General features: G+C 65.1%; 18 protein-coding genes and 1 tRNA gene. 7 read left to right on the top strand and 12 right to left on the bottom strand.

Annotation, left to right across the window (positions count from 1 at the left end; all coding sequences use genetic code 11):
• Window positions 1–10: 10 nt before the first annotated feature.
• On the top strand, window positions 11–796 hold the full coding sequence (locus U1739_RS03615) for a DUF1206 domain-containing protein (RefSeq protein ID WP_332704061.1): 786 nt from the start codon (window positions 11–13) through the stop codon (window positions 794–796).
• A 60-nt stretch (window positions 797–856) separates the two neighbouring features.
• On the opposite strand, the gene U1739_RS03610 is transcribed toward U1739_RS03615, so the two are convergent.
• Both U1739_RS03610 and U1739_RS03605 read right to left on the bottom strand, forming a co-directional pair.
• Window positions 857–2,179 (bottom strand): sensor histidine kinase, encoded by a 1,323-nt coding sequence (locus tag U1739_RS03610; RefSeq protein ID WP_332704059.1) that lies wholly within the window; start codon window positions 2,177–2,179, stop codon window positions 857–859.
• The gene (locus U1739_RS03605; protein ID WP_332704057.1) at window positions 2,169–3,563 is read right to left on the bottom strand and encodes a sigma-54-dependent transcriptional regulator; all 1,395 of its coding nucleotides are present in this window, start codon (window positions 3,561–3,563) and stop codon (window positions 2,169–2,171) included. Before U1739_RS03605 ends, U1739_RS03610 begins: the two co-directional genes overlap by 11 nt.
• 229 nt (window positions 3,564–3,792) lie before the next feature.
• Between U1739_RS03605 and U1739_RS03600 the strand changes: the two genes are divergently transcribed.
• The 5 genes from U1739_RS03600 to U1739_RS03580 all read left to right on the top strand — a co-directional run bounded on the left by U1739_RS03600 (window position 3,793) and on the right by U1739_RS03580 (window position 10,317).
• Window positions 3,793–3,939, top strand: coding sequence for a hypothetical protein (locus U1739_RS03600; RefSeq protein WP_332704055.1), 147 nt, complete (start codon window positions 3,793–3,795; stop codon window positions 3,937–3,939).
• A 121-nt stretch (window positions 3,940–4,060) separates the two neighbouring features.
• Window positions 4,061–5,374, top strand: a complete 1,314-nt coding sequence (locus tag U1739_RS03595; protein WP_332704053.1) for an efflux RND transporter periplasmic adaptor subunit — start codon at window positions 4,061–4,063, stop codon at window positions 5,372–5,374.
• A gap of 11 nt (window positions 5,375–5,385) precedes the next feature.
• Complete coding sequence (locus U1739_RS03590; RefSeq protein ID WP_332704051.1) at window positions 5,386–6,078, top strand: ABC transporter ATP-binding protein; 693 nt, start codon at window positions 5,386–5,388, stop codon at window positions 6,076–6,078.
• A gap of 24 nt (window positions 6,079–6,102) precedes the next feature.
• Window positions 6,103–8,595: an ABC transporter permease gene (locus U1739_RS03585; protein ID WP_332704049.1), complete on the top strand. Its 2,493-nt coding sequence runs from the start codon at window positions 6,103–6,105 to the stop codon at window positions 8,593–8,595.
• Between the two features lie 336 nt (window positions 8,596–8,931).
• Window positions 8,932–10,317 carry a M16 family metallopeptidase gene (locus U1739_RS03580; protein WP_332704047.1) on the top strand — a complete coding sequence of 462 codons (1,386 nt, stop codon included), beginning with the start codon at window positions 8,932–8,934 and terminating at the stop codon, window positions 10,315–10,317.
• A gap of 42 nt (window positions 10,318–10,359) precedes the next feature.
• Here the strand turns inward: U1739_RS03580 and U1739_RS03575 are convergent, their stop codons facing one another.
• From U1739_RS03575 to U1739_RS03550, 6 genes are all read right to left on the bottom strand, one after another.
• On the bottom strand, window positions 10,360–13,947 hold the full coding sequence (locus U1739_RS03575) for an ABC transporter permease/M1 family aminopeptidase (protein ID WP_332704045.1): 3,588 nt from the start codon (window positions 13,945–13,947) through the stop codon (window positions 10,360–10,362).
• A 5-nt stretch (window positions 13,948–13,952) separates the two neighbouring features.
• A complete protein-coding gene (locus U1739_RS03570) occupies window positions 13,953–14,864 on the bottom strand; it encodes an ABC transporter ATP-binding protein (RefSeq protein WP_332704043.1) in 912 nt (303 codons plus the stop codon).
• A gap of 182 nt (window positions 14,865–15,046) precedes the next feature.
• On the bottom strand, window positions 15,047–15,862 hold the full coding sequence (locus U1739_RS03565; protein ID WP_332704041.1) for a hypothetical protein: 816 nt from the start codon (window positions 15,860–15,862) through the stop codon (window positions 15,047–15,049).
• Between the two features lie 103 nt (window positions 15,863–15,965).
• Window positions 15,966–17,249 carry a family 1 glycosylhydrolase gene (locus tag U1739_RS03560; protein WP_332704039.1) on the bottom strand — a complete coding sequence of 428 codons (1,284 nt, stop codon included), beginning with the start codon at window positions 17,247–17,249 and terminating at the stop codon, window positions 15,966–15,968.
• 77 nt (window positions 17,250–17,326) lie between these two features.
• The gene (locus tag U1739_RS03555) at window positions 17,327–18,262 is read right to left on the bottom strand and encodes a serine hydrolase (RefSeq protein ID WP_332704037.1); all 936 of its coding nucleotides are present in this window, start codon (window positions 18,260–18,262) and stop codon (window positions 17,327–17,329) included.
• Between the two features lie 282 nt (window positions 18,263–18,544).
• Window positions 18,545–19,438, bottom strand: coding sequence for a hypothetical protein (locus U1739_RS03550; RefSeq protein ID WP_332704035.1), 894 nt, complete (start codon window positions 19,436–19,438; stop codon window positions 18,545–18,547).
• 109 nt (window positions 19,439–19,547) lie between these two features.
• On the opposite strand from U1739_RS03550, the gene U1739_RS03545 reads away from it, so the two are divergent.
• The gene (locus U1739_RS03545; RefSeq protein WP_332704033.1) at window positions 19,548–20,849 is read left to right on the top strand and encodes an SLC13 family permease; all 1,302 of its coding nucleotides are present in this window, start codon (window positions 19,548–19,550) and stop codon (window positions 20,847–20,849) included.
• A 52-nt stretch (window positions 20,850–20,901) separates the two neighbouring features.
• On the opposite strand, the gene U1739_RS03540 is transcribed toward U1739_RS03545, so the two are convergent.
• The 4 genes from U1739_RS03540 to mrdA form a co-directional block, all read right to left on the bottom strand.
• Window positions 20,902–21,897, bottom strand: a complete 996-nt coding sequence (locus tag U1739_RS03540) for a sensor histidine kinase (protein WP_332704031.1) — start codon at window positions 21,895–21,897, stop codon at window positions 20,902–20,904.
• A 256-nt stretch (window positions 21,898–22,153) separates the two neighbouring features.
• Window positions 22,154–22,229: transfer RNA gene (locus tag U1739_RS03535), tRNA-Lys, on the bottom strand.
• Window positions 22,230–22,335: 106 nt separating this feature from the next.
• Window positions 22,336–23,448, bottom strand: coding sequence for a rod shape-determining protein RodA (gene rodA, locus U1739_RS03530; RefSeq protein ID WP_332704029.1), 1,113 nt, complete (start codon window positions 23,446–23,448; stop codon window positions 22,336–22,338).
• On the bottom strand, window positions 23,445–25,523 hold the full coding sequence (mrdA, locus tag U1739_RS03525; protein WP_332704027.1) for a penicillin-binding protein 2: 2,079 nt from the start codon (window positions 25,521–25,523) through the stop codon (window positions 23,445–23,447). Before mrdA ends, rodA begins: the two co-directional genes overlap by 4 nt.
• Window positions 25,524–25,526: the final 3 nt, after the last annotated feature.

Genomic DNA, 25,526 nt, shown 5'->3' with positions numbered 1-25,526 from the left:
GACCATTGTAATGAACGCCAGCGCACGGCTGACCACACTTACACGGATCGGATTCGCCACGCGCGGTATCCTGTATCTGGTTATTGCTTTTCTGGTCATCCGCGCCGGGCGCGCGGAAGATCCCAGCGGCGCGCTGCAATATGTCGGCGATGGCGCAGGCCGCATATTGCTCTCGGTCATGGCGGTGGGCTTGGGCGCTTATGGCGTCTGGCGACTGTGCGATGCCGCGTTCGACATCGAGCGGCACGGTGCAGATCGCAAGGGTGTGATGGAGCGGGTCGGCGCAGCGATCAGCGGGATCGTCCATCTGTTGCTGACCTGGCAGGCGGTCCGCCTAATCCGTGGGCTGGGCTCGGGCGGCAACGGCGCCCGCGAGGGCACGCAGGTCGCGCTCGACCTGCCCGGCGGCACGCTGTTGGTGATGGTCGGCGCCGTCATCCTGTTCGGTGTCGGCATCCTCCAGTTGGTCAAAGCGGCCAAAGGCAGTTTCCTCGACTATCTCGAGCCGCACATCGCATCGCAGCCCTGGGCGCGGTGGAGCGGTCGTGCCGGCTATGCCGCGCGCGGCGTCGTGTTCGTCATCTGCAGCTATCTGTTGTTCAAGGCGGGTATGAACGATCAGGCGAGCCAGGCCGGCGGCATGGCGCAGGCACTGTCCTGGCTGACCAGCCCGGCGGATATCGTCATCGCCATCGGCTTGATCGGCTTTGGCGTGTTCAGTCTGATCGAAGCGCGGTTCCGGATCATCCACGATGTGGCCGTAGGCGATCTCGCGCGGCACGCGACGGGGCGATAGCTGGGTTTCTGGGCTCTGTGTTCGCCAGGCCGAGCTGACTGGTCGGCAGTGTTGAATCGGTCAGATTACGATACGGAACAGCGCACCGCCGCTTGGCCCATCAACGACTTCGATATTGCCCCCATGCGCGGTGACGATCTGCCGCGCGAGGTTCAGGCCTACGCCGGTGCCGGTTGCACGCGTGGTGAAGAAGGGCAGGAAGATATCGTCGCGCAGGGCGTGGGGCACGCCCGGTCCGCTATCCGACACTTCAAGGGCAATCGCGCGCCCCGGCAGCCGCTGCATCGCCAGGATAATGATCGGTTGGGCGACGGACCCACAGGCCTGGGCAGCATTGCGCAATAGGTTGATCAGCAGTTGCGCGATCAGATCGGGATCGGCGTCGAGCTCGAGCGCCGGCTCGAGTGCCACGTCGAGCGTTACGCCCGGCCATTCGGCAGCAAACAGCCGCTGTATTTCCGCAACGAACGGCGCCGCTGCAAACACCCGGCGCTGCAGTCGCGGGGGGCTGGCAACGGCGCGGTAGCTGTCGATGAAGCGGCCCAGCCCCTCGGCGCGACGGGCGAGCGTGGTGACCGCGTCGCGCGCATCGGACAATTGGGGATCGGTGCCGCGGTCGAGGTCACCGAGTAGCGCCGCGGCGGTCGCGGCGAGGGACGTGACCGGGGTCAGCGAGTTGAGGATTTCGTGGGTCAAGACACGCACCAGATCAGTCTGCGTGGCCATTTCGACGGCGTTGAGCGTTTCTTGCACCGGTTGCACGATGACCGCGCGGGTGGCGTGGCCGAGCCGGGTCAGGCTGGCAGAGCGGACCAGCGCGCGCTTGGCGTGGCCGTCGAGATTGAGGATCAACATCTCCTCGCGCCCCGGCCCGGCATCGGCCAGTCGCGCGGCGAAGGTCGCGCCATAGATCGCATAATCCTCCGGCCGCGCGCCGCCAACCTGAGCAAACAAGCGCCGCGCCGCCTTGTTGCCGGGATCGACCCGCCCGGTTGCATCGATGGTCAGCAGCGCCACCGGCATGTCGTCGATCAACGCCTCCAGATAGCGGAGATCGTCGCCGCTTGCGCGGCGTTCCTCGCGCACCTGCGCGATCGCGGCGTTGAATGCATCGCCCATCGTGCCGAAGCCCGATCCCTCGTGGCGGTGAAAATGCGTGGTGACATCGCCACGATGCAGCGCTTCGACGAAACGCGCAACTTCCACATTGGTGCGCGCGATGCGCTGCCACACGCCGTATATCGCGGCCGCCAGCAACGCGCCGGTCAGCCAGCGTACTGCCCATAGCCCCGGCGTCTGCACGGCCCACACGAACGCCAGCATCGCCGCCAGCAGGCCCGCAAACTGCAGCATCATCGCCCGCGTGAAGCGATCAGAGCCCATGCTTTTCCATCCGGCGGTACAAGGCCGCACGCGACAGGCCCAGTTCGTGGGCAGCGAGCGAGATATTGTAGCCGTGGCGGCGCAGCGCCTGCTCGACCAGCCGGCGCTCGACGCGATCGAGGTTGAGGTCGTCGGCGGGGCCGGGCGCGACGATCGCTTCCGGTGCGATGCGCGGCGCAGCGGCCCCCAGCGCGAAGTCCTCCGCCTCCAGCACTGGCCCGGCGGCCAGGATCACCGCGCGCTCAACCGCATGACGCAAGGCGCGGACATTGCCCGGCCAGTCATGCCCGGCCAGCACCGCGCGCGCGGTCGGCGACACGCGCGCGACGGGGCGATCGTAGCGCCGCGCGTAGAGCTCGAGATAATGATCGATCAACAGCCCGATATCCTCGCGCCGATCGCGTAACGGCGGCAATCGAATCTCGACCGTGTTGAGCCGGAACAGCAGGTCCTGCCGAAAATATGCCTCATCATGCAGGCGGTCGGGCGACAGGTTGGTCGCCGCCACCACGCGGATGTCGATCGCCACCGGCTTGTTGGCGCCGACCGGCGTCACCTGGCGCTGCTCCAGCGCGGTGAGCAATTTGGGTTGCAGGCGCAACGGCAGGTTACCGATCTCGTCGAGGAACAACGTGCCGCCATCGGCCGCCTGGAGCCGCCCGATGCGATCACTGCGCGCATCGGTGAAGGCGCCTTTGACATGGCCGAACAGCTCGGAATCGATCAGATCTTCGGCCACCGCGCCGAGATCGACGGTGACCATGACCCGATCCGCGCGCCGCGAGGCGGCATGCAGGGCGCGCGCGACCAATTCCTTGCCCGTGCCATTTTCGCCAAGCACCAGCACGTTGGCATCGGTCGGCGCGGCGCGCGCGATCAACGAATGCACGCGCGCCATCGCCGGGGCATCGCCGAGCAAGGGAGAGTTGCCGGCTCTGGCTGGCGCGGCAATCGTCGCGACCTTGCCGCGTTCCGTCGCCACCGCACGGCGCGAGCGGCGCAGCGCGGCGGCGGTGCGGACAGTGGCAAGCAGCCGCTCGTTGCTCCACGGCTTGGACACGAAATCCGTCGCGCCGTGCTTCATCGCGGTCACCGCGACCTGCACGCCGGCATGCGCGGTGATCATCACCACGACCAGTTCGGGATCGGCCTTGAGCAGCGCATCGAGCAAGGCCAGCCCCTCGCGCGCATCGGTCGCCCCGCGCCCGAAATTGGCGTCGAGCAAAAGTACATCGGGCGAGCGCCCGGCGATCAACGCCAGCGCCTCGTCCGGCGCGCGCGCGGTCAGCACCTCGGTGAATAAGGTGCGCAGCAACAGGCGCGCCGCCATGAGGATGTCCTCATCGTCGTCGACCACGACGCATAGATCGAATTCGGCCCCCATCACGTTCGCTTCCGTACAATCAGTGTGCGGAAACGGACAATCAATTTACGTGCCAGACGCTTTCGCCGGTAGTGACCCCAGCGAAAGCTGGAATCTCCGGCGGCTTTTTCCCGCGCTGCCGGCGTGAGATCCCTGCTTTCGCTGGGATGACGCGCGGTGAGGGCGGGTTTGGCACACCCCCTGCAACGTATCACACGTCGGCAGCCTGCCGCCGCACGAGGAACGACGCATGCACCCCGACTGGCCCCCGAAAATTCTCGCCGCGATGTTGGCGCTGATCGCCGTGTCGGCGCTGACGCTGGCATCGGCCTATGGCTGGATCCAACTGCCGCAGATCCACGCCGCCGCTACGGTCCGGTTGAGCATCACCGTATGAGCGCAGCACCCGCCATTCTGTCCGAAATCGAACGCGACTGTTCGCTTTCGGACAGTCGCGTGCACGGCCGCCACGCTATTCCCTCGGCACGATCTGGCACGACGATTGCGAGAAACGTCGTATGAGCATCGTCCACCTCCGTGATGACAACGACAACCCCGGTGCCGCCGTCAGCGGCAGCGGCATGGATCGCGTCGTCGTCTCGCGCAAACTGCCACTCAAATACAAGCTCGCGGCCGGCGTCGTCGCGCTCCTGCTCGCCGCCGCGGCCTTCTGGTATTTCGCACCGCGCAGTGACAGCCAGAGCGTCGCCGCCAGCCGGTTGACCATCTCCACCGTCTCGCGCGGCACGTTCGACGATTTCATTCCGCTGCGCGCTCGCGTCACGCCGCTGCAGACCGTGTTTCTCGACGCGATCGAGGGCGGGCGGGTCGAGAAGGTATTGGTCGAAGACGGCGCCAGCCTCGCCGCGGGCCAGCCGATCGCCTTGCTGTCCAATGCCGAGCTGCAGCTGTCCGTGCTCGCGCGGCAGAGCGAAGTGACCGAGCAGCTCAACAACATGCGCAGCCAGGAGCTGGCGCTGGCGCAGACGCAGCTCGCCAACGAACGCTCGATCCTCGAGGCCGATCTCGCGCGCACCAAGGCCGAACGCCAATATGCCCGGGAAAAGGCGCTCGCCGCGCGCGGCTTCGTCGCCGCCAAGACGTTCAGCGACACCAGCGATTCCTACGCCTACGAGCGCGAGCGCGGCACCGTGCTGCGCCGCGGCCAGGCGACCGATCGCAAATTGATGTCGAGCCAGCTGGCGCAGCTTCGTGCGTCTTCGAACTCGCTGATGTCCAGCCTGGCGCTTGCTCGCGGCAATCTCGACGCGCTCAACCTGCGCGCGCCGGTCGCGGGGCAGCTGTCGGGTTTCTCGATCCAGGTCGGCCAGTCGCTGTCGCGCGGGCAGCGCATCGGGCAGATCGATTCCCCGGGTCGCAACAAGCTGATCGCCGGGGTCGACGAATATTATCTCGGCCGCGTCGTTATCGGGCAGAAGGCGACGATCGATGTCGGCGGCAAGAGTTTCGCCGCGCGTGTCAGCAAAATCTACCCGCAGGTGCAGAATGGTGAGTTCCAGCTCGACCTGCAGTTTATCGGTGTCGAGCCGAAGGACATCCAGCGCGGCCAGTCGCTCCAGGCACGCCTCACGCTCGGCGATCCGGCGCCGGCGATCCTGCTGCCCAACGGTGCGTTCTACAACGAAACCGGCGGCACCTGGGTGTTCGTCGTCGCGCCCGGCGGCGGCCAGGCGATCAAGCGCCAGGTGCGCATGGGTCGCCGCAACACCGAAAGTATCGAAATCCTCGATGGGCTCGATCCCGGCGAGCGCGTCATCACCTCTCCCTATACGGGCTTTGCCGACAAGGCCGAGCTCTCCCTCGCCAAGTGAAGGATGCTCCCATGCACACTGCTCTGCTGACGATGCGCAATCTCTGCCGCATCTATGCGTCCGATATGGTCGAAACGACCGCGATCGATGCCATCGACCTGGATATTCAGTCCGGCGAGTTCGTCGCTATCATGGGACCTTCGGGCTGCGGTAAATCGACCCTGCTCAACCTGATCGGCATGCTCGATAGCCCGTCGAGCGGCTCCTATGTCTTTGCCGGTAAAGAAGTTGCGGGCTTGAGCGAAGCCGGCCTGTCGGTCGTCCGCAAGGAAAACATCGGCTTCATCTTCCAGAGCTTCAATCTGGTCGACGAACTGTCGGTGCGCGAGAATATCGAACTGGCATTGCTCTACCACAAGGTCTCTCCCGCCGATCGCAAGAGCCGCACCGATGCGGTGATGGACAAGGTCGGCATCGCCCACCGGGCCAAGCACCGCCCGAGCCAGCTCTCCGGCGGGCAGCAGCAGCGCGTCGCCGTCGCCCGCGCGCTGGTCGCCGCGCCGAAGCTGATCCTGGCCGACGAACCGACGGGCAATCTCGATACGCAGCATGGCGAGGAAGTGATGAAGATGCTGCAGGCGCTGAACGCCGAGGGCTCGACCATCGTCATGGTTACGCATTCGCCGGCGCACGCCGATTATGCCGGCCGCGTCGTCAACATGCTCGACGGCCGCATCCTGCAGGAACGCCGCCGCGCTGCCTGACCCCGATTTCCCGGAGACCTTGCCATGTGGCGCAATTACCTGACCGTCGGTCTGCGAGCCCTGCTCAAGAACCGTACCTACGCCTTCATCAACATCCTCGGCCTAGCGATCGGCCTCGCCGCCTGCCTGCTGATCTCGCTGTTCGTGCGCGAGCATCTGTCGTTCGATCGCTTCGTGCCCAATGCCGACAATATCTATCAGGTGCAGGCGGTGACGAGCGATGCCCAGACCGGCGCGGTCGATCCGATCCAGATGTCGCCTTATGCCGTCGGACCGGCGCTCAAGAAGGATTTTCCGCAGATTGCGCGGCTTGCTTATATGACCAATTGGCAGCCTGTCATCATGGACAAGGGCGAGCCACGCCAGCTAACCATCACGCAGGTCGGCGCCGATTTCTTCAAGATTTTCGACCTGCCCTTCGTGCGCGGCTCGGCGGCGACCGCGTTGCCTGACACCAACAGCATCGTTGTCTCGCAAAAGACCGCACTCTCGCTGTTCGGCAGCGAGGATGCGATCGGCCGGACGGTCACTGCCCAGGCGCGTGAGGGCAAGCGCGATTTCCGCGTCACCGGCGTCTACAAGAATCTGCCGCGCAATTCGCACAACCGCATGGGCATGGCCGTGCTGGCCGATCCGGCCAGATTCCCGCCCGGACAGGAAAATAATTGGGGCCAATATAGCGGCTATAATTATCTCGCGCTGCAGCCGGGCACGGACGTCGCCGCGCTCAACGCGCAGCTCGACGCCTGGAAAGAGCGCGCCGCGCCCAAGGACATGGTTGGCGGGCAACTGATCAGCCAAACGGCAGATACCAGCTTCAAGCTGGTGGCATTGCCCGACATCCATCTCGGTACGGGCAAGTCCGGCCCCTCGGCCAACGAAGAGGATGCCGGCACCATCGTTACCTTCGCCATCCTCGCCGCGCTGATCCTGGTCATGGCCTGTGTCAACTTCACCAACCTGGCCACGGCGCGCGCCTCGCAGCGCGCGCGCGAAGTGGCGCTGCGCAAAGTGCTGGGCGCCAGCCGCGGTCAGTTGATCGCGCAGTTCCTCGCGGAGTCGGTATTGGTCTCCGCCATCGCGATGCTCGTCGCGCTGGCGATCGTCGAGCTGTCGCTGCCGTGGCTGCGGACCTATCTCAACATGGAGTTGGCGCTGCAATATTTCGGCGGCGGGGGCGTGCTGTTACCGGCGTTGGTGCTGCTGCTGGCGGTCGGCCTGGCCGGCGGTTTGTATCCCGCTTTCTATCTCACCCGCTTCCAGCCGGCACGTGTGCTGAAAGCGAACAAGTCGGCGGCCGAAGCCGAAGGATCGGGCGTGCTGCGCAACGGGCTGGTGGTGGTGCAGTTCGCCATTTCGATCGGGCTGATCATCTGCACCGCGATCGTCTATTCCCAGACGGCTTTCCTGCGCAGCGCCGATCCCGGCTTCAAACGTTCCGGCCTGATCCAGGTGGAGAATATGAGCCGCACGGCCGTACGCCCCTCGATCGACACGATCGAACAGCAAGTGCTGCGCACACCCGGCGTCAAGCATGTCGCGCGCACCAGCATTGCGGTGGCGACCGACAATCGCATGAACCAGAGCGTCATGCTGCCCGGCAAGCCCACTCCGCTCACCCTGGGGTCGTACAGCGTCGGGTTCGATTATCCCGAAACGATGGGGATGAAGTTGCTCGCCGGACGCACGCTGCAGCGCGATCGCGCGATGGACGACGCGACCGTTGCCGATGTGCCCGACGACGCCAAGGAAAAGGCGTTGGTCGCGCGCGGCATGAACGTGATGGTCAATGAAAGTTCGGTGCGGCAGATGGGCTTTGCCAGCCCGCAGGCGGCAGTCGGCAAGCAGATTCGCATGAGCTTCGTCGATCCCAAGAACGGCACCGTGCCGGCGACGATCGTCGGCGTGCTCGGCGACACGCGGTTCCGCAGCGCGCGCGAGCAGGTTGAGGACATGATCATGTATCATGACGAATATAACCTGCCGTGGCTGGTGGTGCGGGTCGAGGATCCCGATCCGGCGGCGGTGATGGCGCGGATCGGGGCGGTATGGAAACGCATCGTGCCCACCGTGCCGTTCGACGCCGAATTTTCCGACGATAAGGCCGCCGATCTCTATCGCTCGGACGTGGCCACCGGGCAGGTCTTCGCCGGCTTCGCCATCCTCTCGGTAATCATCGGGTGTCTTGGCCTCTTCGGGCTTGCCGCCTTCACCGCCGAACGCCGCACCAAGGAAATCGGCATTCGCAAGGTGTTGGGCGCCGGCACGCGCGATATCGTGCGATTGCTGGTGTGGCAGTTCACCCGGCCGGTGGTGGTCGCCAATTTGATCGCGTGGCCGGTCGCGTGGTGGATGATGCGCGGCTGGCTGAACGGCTTTGATGACCGCATCGCGTTGGGGCCGTTGCCGTTCCTCGCCGCCGGCGGCTTGGCACTGGTGATCGCGACGACCACGATCGCCAGCCACGCTTGGCGGGTCGCGCGCGAAAACCCGATCCGAGCATTACGCTACGAGTGACCGGTGCGATCTGGCGCTCGTCCGATCGGACGAGCGCCAGGATCAACTGGACCAGGTCGGCGATCCTGATCGTGGGCTTTCGATCAGTTGGACGCTTCAGCGCGTGTCATCCTCCTGCCGCAAAACTTTACAATCATCGCGCTAATTGCTGCCGGTGGTCGGGATCGGAAGCGACAGGCTGGAAGGGATCAAGCCTTGCAAGTGATAAGCCACTTCCGGTCGTCGCTACGCCTCGCGCTGCTTCCTATAGCCGTGTCCTCTTCTCCACTCGCAGCGACTGACGCAGTCACCCAAAGGACGATCGCGCGCCCCTCCGATGGCGCTTGGCAGAAGACCGTGACGGGACGCCTCAGCAACGGGGTTCGCTTCGCCATCCTGCCGCGCCGCGGCAGTGAGCCCGGAATTGGCTTTCTGGTGCGCAATGAGGGTGGGTTCATTGCCGAACGACGCCCCGGCGAGCGGGGATTGGCCCACCTGATCGAACATATCTTCTTCCTTAGCCCGACCAACAAAGAGCCGGACGACTTCCGACATCTCGTTCGCATCGGCCTGCCGCTGACGTTCCCTGCGCCGAATGCCGGCTCGACCTCGTGGCGGGAAACCAACTATTATTTGTCGACCAAAACCACGGCACCGGCCGAGATCGACACGTTGCTGAGCCTGTTTCGGGACGCCGCGACCGACCTCACCTTGCGCGCCGATGCGGTCGATGCCGCCCGGGCCGAGGTCGTGCGGGAGATGGCGGACAAGAAGCTCGGCAACGAAATCTTCGCCGATTACATCGCGGCGGTCGCGCCAGGGTCGCCCAACGACGTGATCGAGGCTCAAAACTCCGATGATGTGCCGACCGCGAGTATCGATACGATCCGTAATCTGTACCGACGGCTGTATCAGCCCGAGACCATGATGATCGTGATCGTGGGGGATGTCGACGCCGAGCAGGTGAGGGCGCTGATCGAGCAGCGCTTCGGCACCTGGCAGCCCAGCAAGCCCGTGTCCCGCCGAGCGCCATTTCCAGTGTTTCAGCGCGATCGCATCCGCCCGATCAGTGTCTCCGCGCTGCCCCAGGGGCGCAGGACGGCGATGATGACGGTCGTCATGCCCACCCCCGCGCCGCCCTCGACGCGCGCCCGGCAGGCCGAGGCGGACCTCATGGATCTGCTGGCCGTGCGGGCGATCGACGGGCGCTTCGCCGCTTCCCAGCCGGGCAGCCCGGCCGGCAAGCTCGGCATGTTCATCGAAAGTAGCGAGGGTCATCGGCAGATCATGCTGTGGGACCGATTTGCCGTCGATCAGTGGCAGCCGGCGGTCGCGGGCCTGCGCAAGATGACCTGCGAGCTCGCGACGACCGGCTTTACGGAGCAGGAATGGGCGGCAGCCAAACGCAACGTCGCTGCCGATCTGCAATATCGCGCGGGAGAGATGGCCAAGGTGCGCAACGTCGATCTGGCGCGAGACCTGTCGCACGCTATCGCCGATGGGAAGGACCTGATCCCGCCCGATGAAATGCTCGGCTATGCGCGGAACATGCTGCCCCGCATCGATGCGCGGTCCGCCAGCACGTGGTGGCGCCGGCAATGGGGTAGCGGCGTCGAACACCTGCGCGTGGAGGCGCCCGAACTCGCCAAGGTTCGCCATCCGGAAGCGACGATCCGCGCCATTGCCGCCGAAGCCGAAGACACCTCTGGCTGCAAGGTGCGTCGCTCTCTTAAGGCTTCATGAGAGCTGGCGACGTCGTCCCCGCCGATCTGCGATCCCCCCAGCTTAAGACGTCACCGGGATAACATTGTCGTCGCCATTGCGGTCGATATACATGTTGTAGGGATCGATCCCCGCAAAGGCCGGCTTGCGCTTCGTGACGATGCGCACGGTCTGTATCCCGGAAACGATCGGCCGGCGCTCCTTGAGCAGCACGTCGCGCGCGGCAAAGCTGCCCAGGCCCGGGCGTTGCTCGAACACGCCAACGTCGATCGTGTCAGCAAGCGGCGCCGCCTTCTCGACGCCGCTACCGCTGGCGTAGAACTTGCCGGCATCGATGGTCAGCACCGTCTCGTATTGGCCGTCGGCACGCTGCCGCGTCGTCGCCGCTGTCGTCTTCAGGTCATACACCGTGATCCGGTCCAACAGGTCGAGCACGAGCTGTCGTTCGCCGGGGGTACGCGCGAGCGACAGGAACCCGGCGACCAGATCGAGCGAGCGCGGATACGGCTTGCCCTTGAAGCGATAGCGCTCAAGCAGGCCGCGCAGCATCGCGTTGACGCGCGCCTCGCCGAGCCGATCCTGCAGCAGGTACATGACCAGCGAACCCTTGCGATAATGGATATAGCCCTGGTTCTCGACGCGATCGAGCGGCACTTCTTCGATCACTTCGCCGCCGCGCGAGCGCAGGTAGGAATCGAGCTCGTATTTCAGGAAGCGGCGGATCTTGTCCTCGCCATATTGGTGCTTCATCACCATCAGCGCGGAATATTGCGCCATCGTCTCGAGCAGCAGCGTGCCGCCTTGCATATCGGCGGCGACCAACTGATGGCCCCAATATTGATGGCCCAGTTCGTGCGCGGTGACATAGCTGACATAGTCGATCGCATCCGGATCGCGGCCGTCGGCGATGAAGCCGATCCGTTCCGAATAGGGGATCGTGCCGGCGAACGCCTGCGCGTAGCTGGCATAGCCGGGAAATTCCATGATCCGGGCATAGTCGAACTGATAGGGGCCGAAATTGGCGCGGTAATAGCGCAGCGAGCGTTGCATCGCATCGAGCATGCGTGTCGTATTGAAGGCATGTTTGGGATCGTAGAACACGGCGAGGCGCGTGCCGTCCACCAGGCGGGTCTTTTCGGCGTAAGCGGCGGATTGCACCGAGAAGAAGGCGAGTATCGGCGCGGTCGAGACGAAGCGCGCCGTGCGTCGGCCGTTCGCCATCGTATCGGATAGCTTCCGGCCGGGCGCGATCGGCGTCTGGCCGGCGCTGGTCGAGACGGTGATGTCCGAACGCACCCACGGCGCATTGAACAGCATGTTGCGCGCCTGCGCCGAACGGTCCTCGAGCTTGGCTAGGCGCAATTCGGGCGGCAGACCGTATTTGCGGCGCTTGGCGCGGTCCTGCAGCAAGCCGTTCTGGTCCATGCCAAGCTGCGGGGCGAACTCGCCATTCTGCAGGAAGCTGCCATTGCCCACCACGCGGGTATCGTCGGCATTGGCGAGCATGCCGCGTTCCCAACGTGTCGCGTGGAAGCTGAGCGTGCCCCGCGCTCCGGGGGCGAGCGGTGTAGCGAAGCGGTAGATGCGATATTGCAGGTCGTCGTCGTCCATCACCAGCCTGGCGCCGGGGATGGCAACCGCGCCCAGCTTGGTCTGATCGTTCATCAGCCGCACGTGCAGGTCGCGGAGCGGGGCGCCAGTGTCGTTCACGAAGGCATAGCTGCCGGACGATTCCATCCGGCGCTGCTCCGGGTAGAGCGCGATGTTCAGCCGCATGTCGGTCACCGACGGTTGCTTCACCGCGGCGTATCTGAGGTACTTCTTCTCATAGTCGGCCATCCGACGTTCGCCGTCCTGCGCCGTGCGATAGGTGTTGATCACGTTCATGTCGTGATAGAGATACGCGCCGCTTGCCGCGCTCACGAGCAACGCGCCGGCCAGCACCGCGCCGGGCACGCCGATCAGACGTCGTGGCAATTGCAGCAGCCGCCGTTTCAACCGCGTCTCGGTGCCGCGACGCCACAACAGGTGCGCGAAGACGCCCAGCGCCAGCGCGATACCGCCCCAATAGAGCCGCAACCACCATGCGCGCGCGCCGCCGATTTGGTCACCGTTCATGTCCGAGAGCTGTACGGTGCCGGTGCTGCCATATTGGTAGAGTGGGTGCTCGTACCCAATGCTGGTCAGCGTGATCGTGCCGACGAGATAGACCACCATGATTGCCCAGCCGACATATTTGTTGGGGCTGAGCGCCTGGACGAACACCGCCAGGACGGCGAGGATCACGGCATCGGCGGTGGTGGGCAGCAGATACCAGGCGAAATACTGGCCCAATTCCAGATCCGTTTGCCCGCGCGCGAGCTGGACGAGGCAGGCGGCGACCACCGAAACCAGCGTCGTGGCGAACAATACGCCGGTGACCGCGAGCACTTTCGGCACCAGATACGCCCAATTGGGCAGCGAGGTCGCATCGACGATCTCGTGCATGCCGCGCTCGCGATCGCGCCAGACCAATTCGCCCGCATAATAAATCGCGATGATCAGCGGGATGATCGAAAAGCTGCCCTGCAAAGTGCCGATCACCGCGAAGGTCAGCTGGCGGATCGGCGTGCCGAACATCTCATTGGCGAACAGCAAGGCGGCGACGGCGTTGAACAGCCCGATCATCAGCAGGACGACGAAGGCGGGACTGCGGAACACCAAGCCCATTTCGAAGCGGCAGCGTGTGCTCAGCCGCGTCCAGGCGGCATGATTTGGGCGCGCGGCAGGCAGACGCTCGACCATGGTCGGCAATTGCGCGGCGAGCTTGGCGGTCTTACGCCGCTGCCGACGCAGTTTGCGTTTCGATACGCCGCGCTCGGCGAAGGAGAAGCGCGCATAGGCGATGGCGATCGCCAACAGCCCGACCGCGATCGAAATCACCCGGTTCCACACCAGCACGCCGGCAAAGGCCGGCATGCCCGCATTGGCGTCGCTCGCCGTCCAGTATCGCGTCGTCGTGTTGAACGCGCCAAGCCCGAACAATTCGACATAGCTGCCGAACGGGCGCCATTCGGGCTTGCTCCGCAGGATCGCGGTGAGCGCGAAATAGAGCACCAGGAACACGACCACGCCGAGATAGGAATACATCATCGACCGCGTCATCGTCGCCACCGCGAAGAAGATCGCCGAGGTCAGGAACACGTTGGGCAGGGCCAGCAGGAAATAGGCATAAGCGTAATCGCCAAGCCGGTTGGGCCCGAGCTTTTCGGGATCGATCCACGGCATCATCGAGCCCAGCCAGATCGCCAGCGGGATGGCGGCGAAGGCGATCGCCGCAGCGGCGAACGCGCCGAGGAAACGGGCGAGCAGATAATCCGTCTTGCTGACGCGGGTCGAGCGCACCATCGGCCCGAACCCGCTTTCATCATCGCGCACGATCACGTTGGCGACGAACGCCGTCGTCACGAACATGAAGAACAGCGACATGATCAGGTGGATCTGCGCGATCGCAACGGGCGCGTTCTTGTGGATGTTGGCGCCGCTGCCGATCTGGATCTGCTCGACCGTCATCGCGCCGAAGGTCAGCAGGAAGAACAGGATCGAGACGGTCCAGAAGACCGGATTGCGCAATTGGTAGCGCAGTTCGAAGCGGGCGATCTGGCCGAACATCGCGCTCAGGCCGCGATGGAGCTGGAGACGGGCTCGGCGGCCGGCACGCGGCGCGAGCGGGCGAGGGTGGAGAAATACACATCCTCCAGCCCGCCCTTTACCGGCGCGAAGCCGTCGCCGGGATCGTCATGCGCCAGGATGTGGATGATCGTGCGCCCGGCGAACAGGCGGGTCGAGATCACTTCGTAGCGCAGCCGGCTCTCGTCGAGCTCGTCGCGGCCGATCGTCTTGGCCCAGACATTGCCGCGCGTCTGCTCGATCAATTCCAGCGGCGCGCCTTCCAGCTGGATCCGCCCCGCTGCCAGCACCGCCATGCGCGGGCACAGATCGGCGACGTCCTCGACGATGTGTGTCGACAGGATCACCACGACATTTTCGCCGATCTCGGCAAGCAGGTTGAGGAAGCGGTTGCGCTCTTCGGGATCGAGCCCGGCGGTCGGTTCGTCGACGATGATCAGTCCGGGATTGCCGATCAGCGCCTGGGCGATTCCGAAACGCTGCCGCATGCCGCCCGAGAAACCCGCGATCGCTTTCTTGCGCACCGCCCAGAGGTTGGTCTGGTTGAGCAGGGTCTCGACCGTCTCCTTGCGCTCGCGCGCCGAGGCGATGCCCTTCAGCACCGCCATATGATCCAGCATGTCATAGGCAGAAACGCGCGGATAGACACCGAAATCCTGCGGCAGATAGCCCAATGTCTCGCGCAGTGCCTCGGGATTGGCGATGACATCGATCGCGCCGAACCGAATCGTGCCCGCGGTCGGCGTTTGCAGCGTGGCCACCGTCCGCATCAGCGTCGACTTGCCGGCGCCGTTCGGGCCCAGCAGCCCGAACATGCCGGTCGGCACAGTCAGGCTGACATCGTCGAGCGCCTTCGTTCCGTTCGCGTAGATATGGGTTACGCCGTTGAGCTCGAGCATGTGATCCCCCGCAATGTTAGGGTGATCATAGCGAGTGTGTTGTGCTTGTACACCACGTCTTTGAGCGCGAGTGGCGGCGCCTGCACCTTGACGTCCGGATTGGGCCTGAATGGGCGCCCGATGTTGGGCGGTGGTATGAAGACGGACAATGGTGACTTTTGGGTCGATCGCCTGCAAACAGACTAGCGCTTGATGTCTATAGCCCCGATCCGGCTTGCCACGACCTGCTTGGTGGCGCGATCAAGCGACCACAAGGTACGCGGCGCGGACGGGTCCCAGCTGATCGCTTGGCCGCCGGTGGGCAGGGGGATCGTGGCAATGTGTTCGAGCACGGTGCCCGCTTTCGGCAGCCGCAGCGCATAAAGCTCGGGCAGGTCATGGCCCGTGACATAAAGCAGGCCATCCGTGCCCCACGTGCCGCCGGAACAGCTCATCGGTGCAAAGCGCGCCAGCACGCTGTCGGGAAAGTGCCACAGTCCGGTCGGGCGCAAGCCGGCGTCCAGCCGGACGAGCGACGTCCAGCGATGATCGTGACCCGCTTCCCCGCCGCGGGCCACCGGGTAATTGGCCAGCCCGGCAAACCAATCCTTCCCGCGCCGCTCGATCCAGGTCAGCGATCCCGGCAGGGGCGGCAGCGTGATCGATCGGATATGGCGCAACGTAGCGGCGTCGAAAATCTCGATCGCGCTGGCCATCGGCACCGCGGGATAGTTGGACGCCGCACAGATCAACTGGGTCCGGTCGACGACACAGGAATTCATATGCGGAAACTGCGCTTTTGAACCCTGCCATTGCGCGACCCGGCGGCCGCTTTTCTTGTTGTATTTGCCGATCCGGTTGTTGCTGATCGCGTAGAAATGCCGCGCGTCGGCCGCGGCGCCCTGGCGCGCTTCCTCGGCCGTCCAGCGCGTGACGATCTGGGCCGGCGCAAGGGTCGGCACAGCGGCGACGGGCACGTCCTGCGCCGCGCTTGCCGTTGCTATCAGCGCGATGGTCATGCCGGCCGCAACTGCATTTCGGGAGAAGTACATTTCGTGCTCCGGTGATCGGCTTGCAGCATCTTCGGATGCCGGCGCTCTGTAGTCGATCGGTTCGACAGGTCTACTGCATCTGTTCAGCGAGCCTGGTCTGTCGCCTGGCATTCACGTCGTCATTCTCGTCCGGCAGCACGACCGGCACGGTCAGGCAGAGACTTTGCGTCGGCAGCACGTCACGCCACTGGGTGATGAGCTTTTTGAAAGCCGTGCCCACTGGCCGGATGTTGCGGTCCAGATCGAACAGGCCGAGCGGATTGACGTTGCCATTGGTCTCGCGCAGCGCGCTGTCCCAATCGATCTGATCGGTCAGGGAATACCAGGTGAAGCCGACGATCGGTACGCCGTCGTTGCGCACGCGCAGCACGTTGGCCCATTCCTTCCACAACCAGTCCACCGCCTCCCGGCCCGATGGGCCCTGGTTCAAATTGGTCTCGGTGTGCATGACCGGGAGCCGGTAGCGGTCATGATATTGGCGGGTGATCTCGCTATAGCCGAATATCTCGCCCGAGGCGCGCGTCGATCCGTCCTCGGCCACCCGATGCTCATTGGTGACGTAATAGTCGTTGCCCATGATGCAATGTTGCTTGAGGTGCTGGTTCAGGAAGAAGTGATATTCGTCCCGCGTCATCCCGTTATCGAGCAGATATTCGTACATTTCCGAATCCACGCGCCGGCCATAGTTCAGGTCTAGCGAGAGAAACCGCTGCGCGTTCATGATTTCAGCGGGCCGGATCGCCGCCGGGCTTTCGGCATGGAAATATTCGGAAGACTCGCTCTGGATGAAAATGGCATCCGGGCGTATCTTCAGGATCGCCTGCATGGCCAGCACGTTGGCCTTTACGAGATGCTTGAGCGCTGTAACAAATGCCTTGTCGCTGCTGAGTTGCTCGTTCCACCAGCCGTAGCGCGCCGAGAAGGTGGCGCAGATATACATCTCGTTGACGGGCGTATAGAGCTGGATCCAGGGGAAACGCTCGGCAAAGGCGGCGGCGTAGCGGGCAAATTGGTCGGGAAAGTCTGGGTTCTGAAAATTGCCGATCCAGTCCGGAACGCCGAAATGGCACAAGTCGACGATCGGGGCGATATTGCGCCGCTTCAGATCGGCAAAGGTCAGGTCGGCGAATTCCCAGTCGTAGCGGTCGGCACCCAGCCAGGTCTTGTGGATCGGCGGACCAAAGCGAAGATAGCCGATGCCCATGTCTTCAACGAGCGCGAAATCCTCCTGCCAGCGCCGATAGTGACCACAGCTTTCCATCTCGTCGACGCGCGTACGCCCACCATGGATCGTGGGTACGCTATTTTCGATTCCCGTCGCGAACATGAAGGTGGCGATGATCGGTCTCCCCAAGAGGTGCTCTTTCAACGCAGGCGGGCCACTTGCGAGCCAATCAACCTGCGAGCGCGGAACGGCGGAGTGCGCAGCCGTTATTCGACCGCCGCGATGAGCGCCCGTGTCACATCGCCCATCAATTGCATGCGTGCGGGGATCGGGCGCCGCGTGCTGCCGATCATCACCGCGACGGCATAAGTGTGGCCGCTGGGCGAGCGCAACAGCCCGACATCGTTATAGCCGGTGGCGAGGCTGGCGAGTTCCTGCCCCGTGCCGGTCTTGTGCGCAAAGCTCCAGCCGGGGCGGAGCCCCGATTTCAGCCGCAGCGGTCCGGTCTTGCTGGCGCGCATCAGCGTCAGCAGATGCACGGTGGAGGCGTTGCTGAGCAGCGCGCCTTTCTGCAGCAAAGCGAGCCCGAGCGTGATACCGTTGGCGGAAGCGCCATCATACGGCGCAGCGAGATAGCGCTTCAACGCCGCGTCGCGCGCCTCGTAGGTCATTTTCGCACGGGCCTCGAGAAAGCCCGCCCCACCGGCCCATTCCGGGCGCCAGTCGAGCCCGGCGGTCTTGGCCTGGAGCAGGCGCTCGCCCGGGCCGAAGCCGACCCCGATGACGCCCTTCTGCGCCAGCACGCGGCGGATCGTCGCGGGGCCGCCGACTTTCCACAGCAACACATCATTGCACGTATTGTCGCTGCGCGTCATCGCGCCTTCCAGCAACGCGCCGATGGTGGTGCGATAACCGTCCGCGCCGACCGAGGCGCGGATCGGCTGATGAAATACGGTAAGATCGGACCGGCGCACGGTGATCGCGTCGGACAGCGATAGCGTGCCGCGGTCGATCGCGTCCATCACCGCGATCGCCACCCACAATTTGCTCACGCTTTGCTGGGGTAGCGGGAGGTCGGCATTATGCCCCACCGCCCAGCCGTCATCGACATCGCGGATGGCGATGCCGACCTGGCCCGCAAAGCCGCCGCCCAAGGCCTGCACCGCACTGAGCAGGTCCGCCGGGGGCTGGTCCCGACGCACGTTCGGTCGCGTGGCGGGGGGCGCCGTGACGGATAGAGGCGGGGCCGCCGGCAATGGCCGGAACACCGGGGCGGCGGGCCGCGGCGGCGGGCCGTTCGGCACGCAGGCCGCCAAACAAATGCTCGTGCCAAGCGCAGCGATCGCGGCCCGGCTCACTGAAAATTTACGCAAACAACGACCCCGGTAATCTGCGCTTATCTTAGCCTGCGCAGGGCCGGCCAGGCCAGTGCCCCGCCATCGCTCTGCCGCGCGCCTGGGCACGTTGAGCCGATTATCGCGGGATCACTGTCCCGCAGCGTCCGCGCCGTCCACCGTCCAGGTCGCCAGTACGGTGCCGGAGACGGGATCGGTGATGGCGATTTCGTCGCTGGCGATGGCGATGAGGCAGATCGGGCGCTGCTCTGCGCCGGCCGGCTGGCGGCACGCGACCGGGCCGCCGCCGGGCGGCGCGGCGATCCGCCCGGTGATGCGCAATCGCAACCCCTGTGGGCCGGCAAAGGCCCCGTCGGGCAGGCGCACGACCGCTTCATAGGGTTTGTCGCCGCGTCGCCCTTGGCGCACGTCGTCCGCGCCGAAAAATTGCGCGATGGCCAGCGTCTGGCCGGGCAGGGTTACGGCGTCCGCGCCGCTGGGTGTCGCCGCTTCGCCAACTGGCGGGCAGCTATCGCTCGCGCTCCATGGGCGCGCGATCCAGAACCCCTCGACCGCGGCGACCGACTCGACGGCGGCGGCAGGCAGGATCTCGGTCGGGTTCCACACCACCGGCGCGACATGGACACGCAACACCTTGGTCTCGGCATCGTAGCGCCAGCGCATCGGCGCGTCGCTGGTCGCGTCAGCCGGACCCTGGCAGCCAAACGGGATATTGATTGCGAAACGCTGACCCATCGCGCGGGCGATGGCGGCGGGCAGCGGCTGGCCCGAGGCGACGGCATCGGTGGCTTGGGCGGCCAGCGCGATCAGATCGACGCGGGTCAGCACGCGATCGCGCGGGGCCGGCTGTTCGGCCTCCGGCGTGGACGGCGCCGGGGCGGCGATCGGCGCCACGACCGCCGGCGCCGGATCCCGCGCCGAAGTCGATCGCCCGAGCAGAAACCCGCCGCCGCCCACCACGACAACGGCGGCAAGGCCGGCGGCGAGCGCGACACGACTGGTGCGGAGGCTTGGCTCATTCATGGTCAGGGGATAGCAAAGCTTTGCGCCCGGTCATACCCGGTGTAGCGCCATCCACAGGAGAAGGTATGCCCCATTTCGTGATCGTGCCCATGGCCCGCGCGCAGCACCCGTGACATTCGATCAGATCCTCACGCTGGTCGTGCTGGTGGCGGTGGTCGCCGCTTTGATCTGGGACAAGGTGCGCGCCGACGTCGTTGCGCTGAGCGGCGCGGCGGTGTTGCTGGCGACTGGCGTGGTGCGGCCGATCGAGGTGCAGGGCGCCTTCGCCAGCCCGGCGATCATCGCGCTGGCCTCGCTGTTCGTCATCGCCTACGCGCTGGAATTGTCGGGCCTGCTCGATCGCGCGATCGAAGCGGCGGTGAAGATGTGCCGGCGGCTCGGCGCGGCGGGCCTGTGGCTGCTGCTCGCGGCGATCGGTTTGGTGTCGTGCTTTCTCAACAGCACGCCGATCGTGGTGCTCGGGGCGCCCGTGGTGCGCGATGTGGCGATCGCGCTGAAGCTACCGCCGAAACGCTATCTCATGCCCTTGTCCTACATCACGGTGTTGACCGGCTGCTGCACCTTGATCGGCACGTCGACCAATTTGCTGGTCGACGACATGGCGCGCGTCGCCGGCCAGCCGCGCTTCGGCATGTTCGAGATCACCCCCGTCGGCCTGCCCATCGCCCTGGCGGGGGCGCTGTACCTGTTCCTGTTCAGCGGCCGGCTGATGCGCGGCAGCATGACCGATGCCGCCCCGGCGACCGAGGCGACCGTGATCGACGTGCCGGGCGGGCAGGTCGGCGATGCCACTTTGTTTGCCACGCCCCGGCCGTTCCAGCCGGTCAAGGCGGCGATTGCGCTGGGCATTTTCGCCAGCGCGATTGCGGTCGCGGCGATGGGCCTGGCCCCGATCGCCGCGTCCGCCTTTGCCGGTGCGGTGCTGCTGATCTTGCTGCGCGTGATCACGGCGGACGAGGCCTATGGCGGCTTGCGCCCGCAGATCCTGATCCTGATCGCCGGCATGGTCGTGCTCGGCATGGCCATGGAGCGCAGCGGGCTTGCGGCAGAGGCGACCGGCGCCTTGGTCGGATCGATGCAGGAAGTCGGGCCGCTGACTGCGTTGATCGTGCTCTACGGGCTGACCATGGTACTGACCGAATTGCTCTCCAACGCCACCGTTGCGGTGTTGGTCACGCCGATCGCCGTGGCGCTGGCCGAGAGCCTGGGGGTCAGCCCGCGGCCGTTCCTCGTCGCCGTGATGATGGCCGGCAGCGCCGCCTTTGCCACGCCGTTCGGCTATCAGACCAACGTCATCGTCTATCAGATGGGCGGCTATCGCTATCTCGATTTCGTGAAGGTCGGGCTGCCGCTTAATTTCATCACCTTTGGCGTGGCGATCGTGGCGATCCAGACCTTCTTCCCGTTCTGACCGCCCCGGTGGCGCCCGATGGCGCTGGGTGGCTCGTGCAAATTGCGCGACGCTAGGCTGCTAAACGGTCCTTTTTCATGGTGAGCGTCACGGTGACGCCGCCGGCCGACCAGTCGGTCGAACAGGACCCTCCAAGCCGCGCCGTCAGGCGGGCGATCAGCTTGCTACCGAACCCCGCCTCGGTTGCCTTGGCGATCGTCGGACCGCCGCGTTCCGTCCATACCAGCGCCACATCATTGTCCCGCACGGTGCACGTGATATCGATCGTACCGGCGCAGACGGATAGCGCGCCGTATTTCACCGAATTGGTCGCCAGTTCGTGCAGAATGAGCGCCAGATTGGTCGCGGCGCCGTCGCCGGTGGCGATCCTCGGTACGGATACCCGCACTCTGCCGCTCAGCGCCGCCAGGCCGTCATAGGGCGCCAGCACCACGGAAATCAGGTCGCCGACCAAAGCGGAGTTTTCCCCGTCCGGCGTCGGTCGAACCAAGTCATGGGCGCGGCCCAAGGCCGACAGGCGCGTGGTCAGGTCGTTGGCCATCTCTTCCGCGCTCACGGCGGATCGCGACGCGATCGTGGTGAGGCTGGAGGCGATCGCCAGCAGGTTCTTGACGCGATGGCTCATTTCCCCCGCCAACAATTCGTGCGCTTCCTCCGCCTGCTTCCGATCGGTAACGTCCAGGAAGATGCCGAACATGACATCTTCGATGATGCCTGCATCGTCACCTTGGCCGCGGGCGGAAATCCACCGCACATCGTCGCCACTCAGGATGCGGAAATCGATATCATAGGCGCCGATCAGGGCACGCGTCGCCGAGAAAGCGGCCCGCACCCGATCCCGGTCGGCCGGGTGGATCTTTCCCGAGAGGTCCTCAAAGGTGATCTCGCCTTGCGTACCGACATCCCACAAGCGGAACCCGTGCTCGTCCATCGTGATGCGGTCGGTTTCGACGTTCCACGACCACAGCGCAACGCCCGCCGCCTGGGTCGCGCGGCGTAGATCGACGATACCCCATTGGGGCGTGTCGGCACTCTGGCTCGAATTCATTTGCCGCCCTCTGCGAAAGTGTTGTGCGGCTAGTGACGAAATCACTGGGAGCCCTATCGAACGATCACCGATCCGAGCCTAGCTGCATCCTGAACGCCATTATTAACTGAGATCAATTTCCTGGTGATGAAACAGGCTGTTCGTGATCGGCAACCCCGACGAAGGTTGTCGCGCCTGCAATGGCGTAGAACGTGCGTCGAGGTGCACCCCGGATAGCGCATCGCACTGGCCGTGAGCTCAACTTATCTGAGATATATGGTGGACGCACTTGGGCTCGAACCAAGGACCCGCTGATTAAGAGTCAGCTGCTCTACCAACTGAGCTATGCGTCCATATCCGCCGCGGCATCTGGTGGCGCTTGGAGGGCGCCGCCGCGTTCGGGGAGGGCGCGAACTAGCATCGTGCCCGGGGAATGCAAACCCTTTTATGCGCTTTTTCTCACCAAGCGCTGGTCTGGCGATTTTGCCGGTCGATCGACATCAGCACGCCGAGGCACAGCAGCACGGTCAACTGCGCCGAGCTGCCGAAACTGATAAAGGGCAGGGGGATGCCGACGACCGGTGCCAGGCCCATGACCATCGACATGTTGATCGCGACATAGAAGAAGATCGTCGCCGACAAGCCGGCGGCGGTCAGCCGTCCAAACCGCGTCGAGGCGTTGAGCGCAACGTTGACGCCCCAGAAGATGATGCAGAAGAAAGCGATGATCGTCAGCACGCCGCCGACCAAGCCCCATTCCTCCATCATCGTCGCCAGCGCGAAATCGGTATGGCCCTCGGGCAGGTAATCGAGATGGCTTTGCGAACCGTTGAGGAAGCCCTTGCCGAAAATGCCGCCCGAGCCGATCGCGATTTTCGACTGGCTGATATGATAGCCAGTGCCGAGTGGATCGCTTTCCGGATCGAGGAAGATGAGGATGCGGTTGCGTTGGTAATCGTGCAGCACGAAATTGACCGCCATCGGGATCGCTGCGCCCAGCGCCAGCGCGCCGCCGACAAACAGCCGGAGCGGCACGCCGGCGAGAAACACCACCGTCACGCCGCCCGCGCAGATCATCAGCGCGGTGCCGAGATCGGGTTGCAACATGACCAGCCCGGCGGGCACGCCGATGAGCAGCGCCGCGGGCCAGATCGCGCCGAAGCGCCGCGTCTCGCTGGGCGGCAGCATGTCGTAGAATTTGGCGCAGGCCAGCACGATGAACGGCTTCATGAATTCGGACGGCTGCAGCCGGATCACGCCCAGATCCAGCCAGCGCTGGCTGCCGCCGCGCACCGCGCCGAGCAGTTCGACCAGCACCAGCGAGACCACCAGCACGCCGTACACCGGCAGCGCGATCTTGCCGAGAAAGCTCTCCCGGACCCGCGACAATGCGAGGGCCGCGGCCAGCAGCACGATGAAGCGCACGCCCTGGTTGAGCGCCCAGGGCCGCACGCTGCCGCCAGCGGCGGAATACAGCACGACCAGCCCGAACGCGCTGATCGCCATGACCAGCAGGATGATCCGCCACGGCAATTGCGCCAATGGCGCGGGGACGAAATTGCGACCGCTCATGGCGACGGCTCGGGCGAGCCGATGGTTTCGGCCACACCGTTGCCGGTGGCGGCATCGCGCGCCAATTGCTCGGCGGTGGCGTTGGCCGCGTCGGTGGCGGCAGCGACCGCGGGCGCGGCGGTCGGCGCGGTAGCATTGGTCTCGGTCGCTGCGCCGACGATCGGCGGCGGCGCGGCGGCGGTGGCGCGAAACGCGGCGGCCTGGGCATCGGCGCGGGTGCGGATGTCGCCGCCCCAGGTCGGCTCGAACTCGGCCAGCGATGCCATCGCCCGCTCGCGATCGAACATATAGGTCATGATGTCGCGCCCGGTCAGCGGCGTATCGAGATTGGCGGTGATATGGCCATTATGCTCGAGCACCACGGCCATCGCATATTTCGGTTTGTCGGCCGGCGCGAAGCCGACAATCAAGGCATGGTCGCGCATCTTGAACGGCAATTGGCCATTTTTGAGCACGCCCCCGGCGCGTTCCGCCATGGTGATGCGGCGCACTTGCGCGGTGCCGGTCTTGCCGGCCATGGCGACGCCGGGCACGAGCATGCGTGCCCGCCCGCCGGTGCCGCCCTGGTTGATCACGCCGAACATCGCGTCGCGGACGATGGCGAGCTGTTCAGGCGTCGCCGACAGCGGTGGGGCCGGGGGCACTGTGCCGTTCATGATCAGGCGCGGCGTCAATTGCCGTCCCGAACCGATCCGCGCCGCCATCACCGCCAATTGAAACGGATTGGCCAGCACATAGCCCTGGCCGATCGAGGCGTTGAGACCGTCGGCAATGGTCCACGCGTCCTTATACTTTTTCAGTTTCCATGCGCTGTCCGGCACCGTGCCGTAGCGCTGCGAATCGAAGGGCAACTCGAACTTCTGCCCGAGCCCGACTTCGCGCGCGATCGGCGCGATCGCATCATAGCCGACGCGCCGGATCATCTCGTAGAAATAGATGTCGCAGCTCTGCATCACTGCATTTTTCATGTCGAGCGGGCCGTGGCCGCCGCGCTTGTGACAGTGAAACACGCCGGTGCCGACGCGCATCGCGCCCGAACAGTTGATCCGCGCATGTGGATCGACGCCGGCATGCAGCAGGGCCAGCGCGTTCATCGGCTTGACCGTCGATCCCGGCGGATACAGGCCCTGCAGCGACTTGTTCATCAACGGCACGTGATCGTCGTCGGACAGCATCTTCCATTCCAGATGGCTGATGCCATCGGAAAAGCTGTTGGGGTCATAGGCCGGCATCGACACCATCGCCATGATGTCGCCGCTGTCGCAATCGATCACCACGGCAGAGCCGCTATTGGTGCCGAGCCGCCGCGCGGCATATTCCTGCAGCCCGGCATCGATGGTCAGACGGACCGTCTTGCCCGGCGTATCGATCTTCGTCTCCAGTTCGCGCACCAGCTTGCCGCGGGCGGTGACCTCGACGCGCTTGGCCCCGGCATCGCCGCGCAGCGTGGCCTCCAGCGTCTTTTCGAGCCCGTCCTTGCCCAGCTTGAAACCGGGCGTGACGAACAGCGGATCCTTGGTCTTCTGATACTGCGCGGCCGAGGCGGCGCCGACATAGCCGGTGAGATGCGCCACGGCGGCGCCGGCGGGATAGCTGCGCGCGAAACCGCGCGTCGGCGCCACGCCGGGCAGTTCGGGCAGGCGCACGCTGACCGCGGCAAACCGCTCCCAGTCGAGATTCTCCATCACCTGCACCGGCTGCAGCCCGCGCGCATGCTTGAGGTCGGTTTTGATCCGTTCGATCTCCTCCGGCGGCAGCGTGAGGATCCGGCTTAGTTCGGCCAGCACCTTGTCGACATCGAGCAAGCGATCGGGGATCAGATCGACGCGAAAGTCGGTGCGGTTGTTGGCGATCGGGGCGCCGTGGCGATCGACGATCCAGCCGCGCCGGGGCGGCACCAACGTCATGTTGACGCGGTTGCTTTCCGACAGCAGCCGGTAACGCTCGTTCTCGGCCACCGCGAGCCAGGTCATTCGTCCGGCCAGCAGCAGTCCGACGGTCGCCTGCGCGCCACCGAGCATCAACGCCCGGCGGGTGAAACTGTAGGATTGCGATTGTTCGCTGGCGATCCGCATGGG

The organism is Parasphingomonas puruogangriensis, from assembly GCF_036663635.1.
Classification (GTDB): domain Bacteria; phylum Pseudomonadota; class Alphaproteobacteria; order Sphingomonadales; family Sphingomonadaceae; genus Sphingomonas.
The sequence above is the reverse complement of the archived record's forward strand: the minus strand, read 5'-3'. Positions and strand labels throughout refer to the sequence as shown.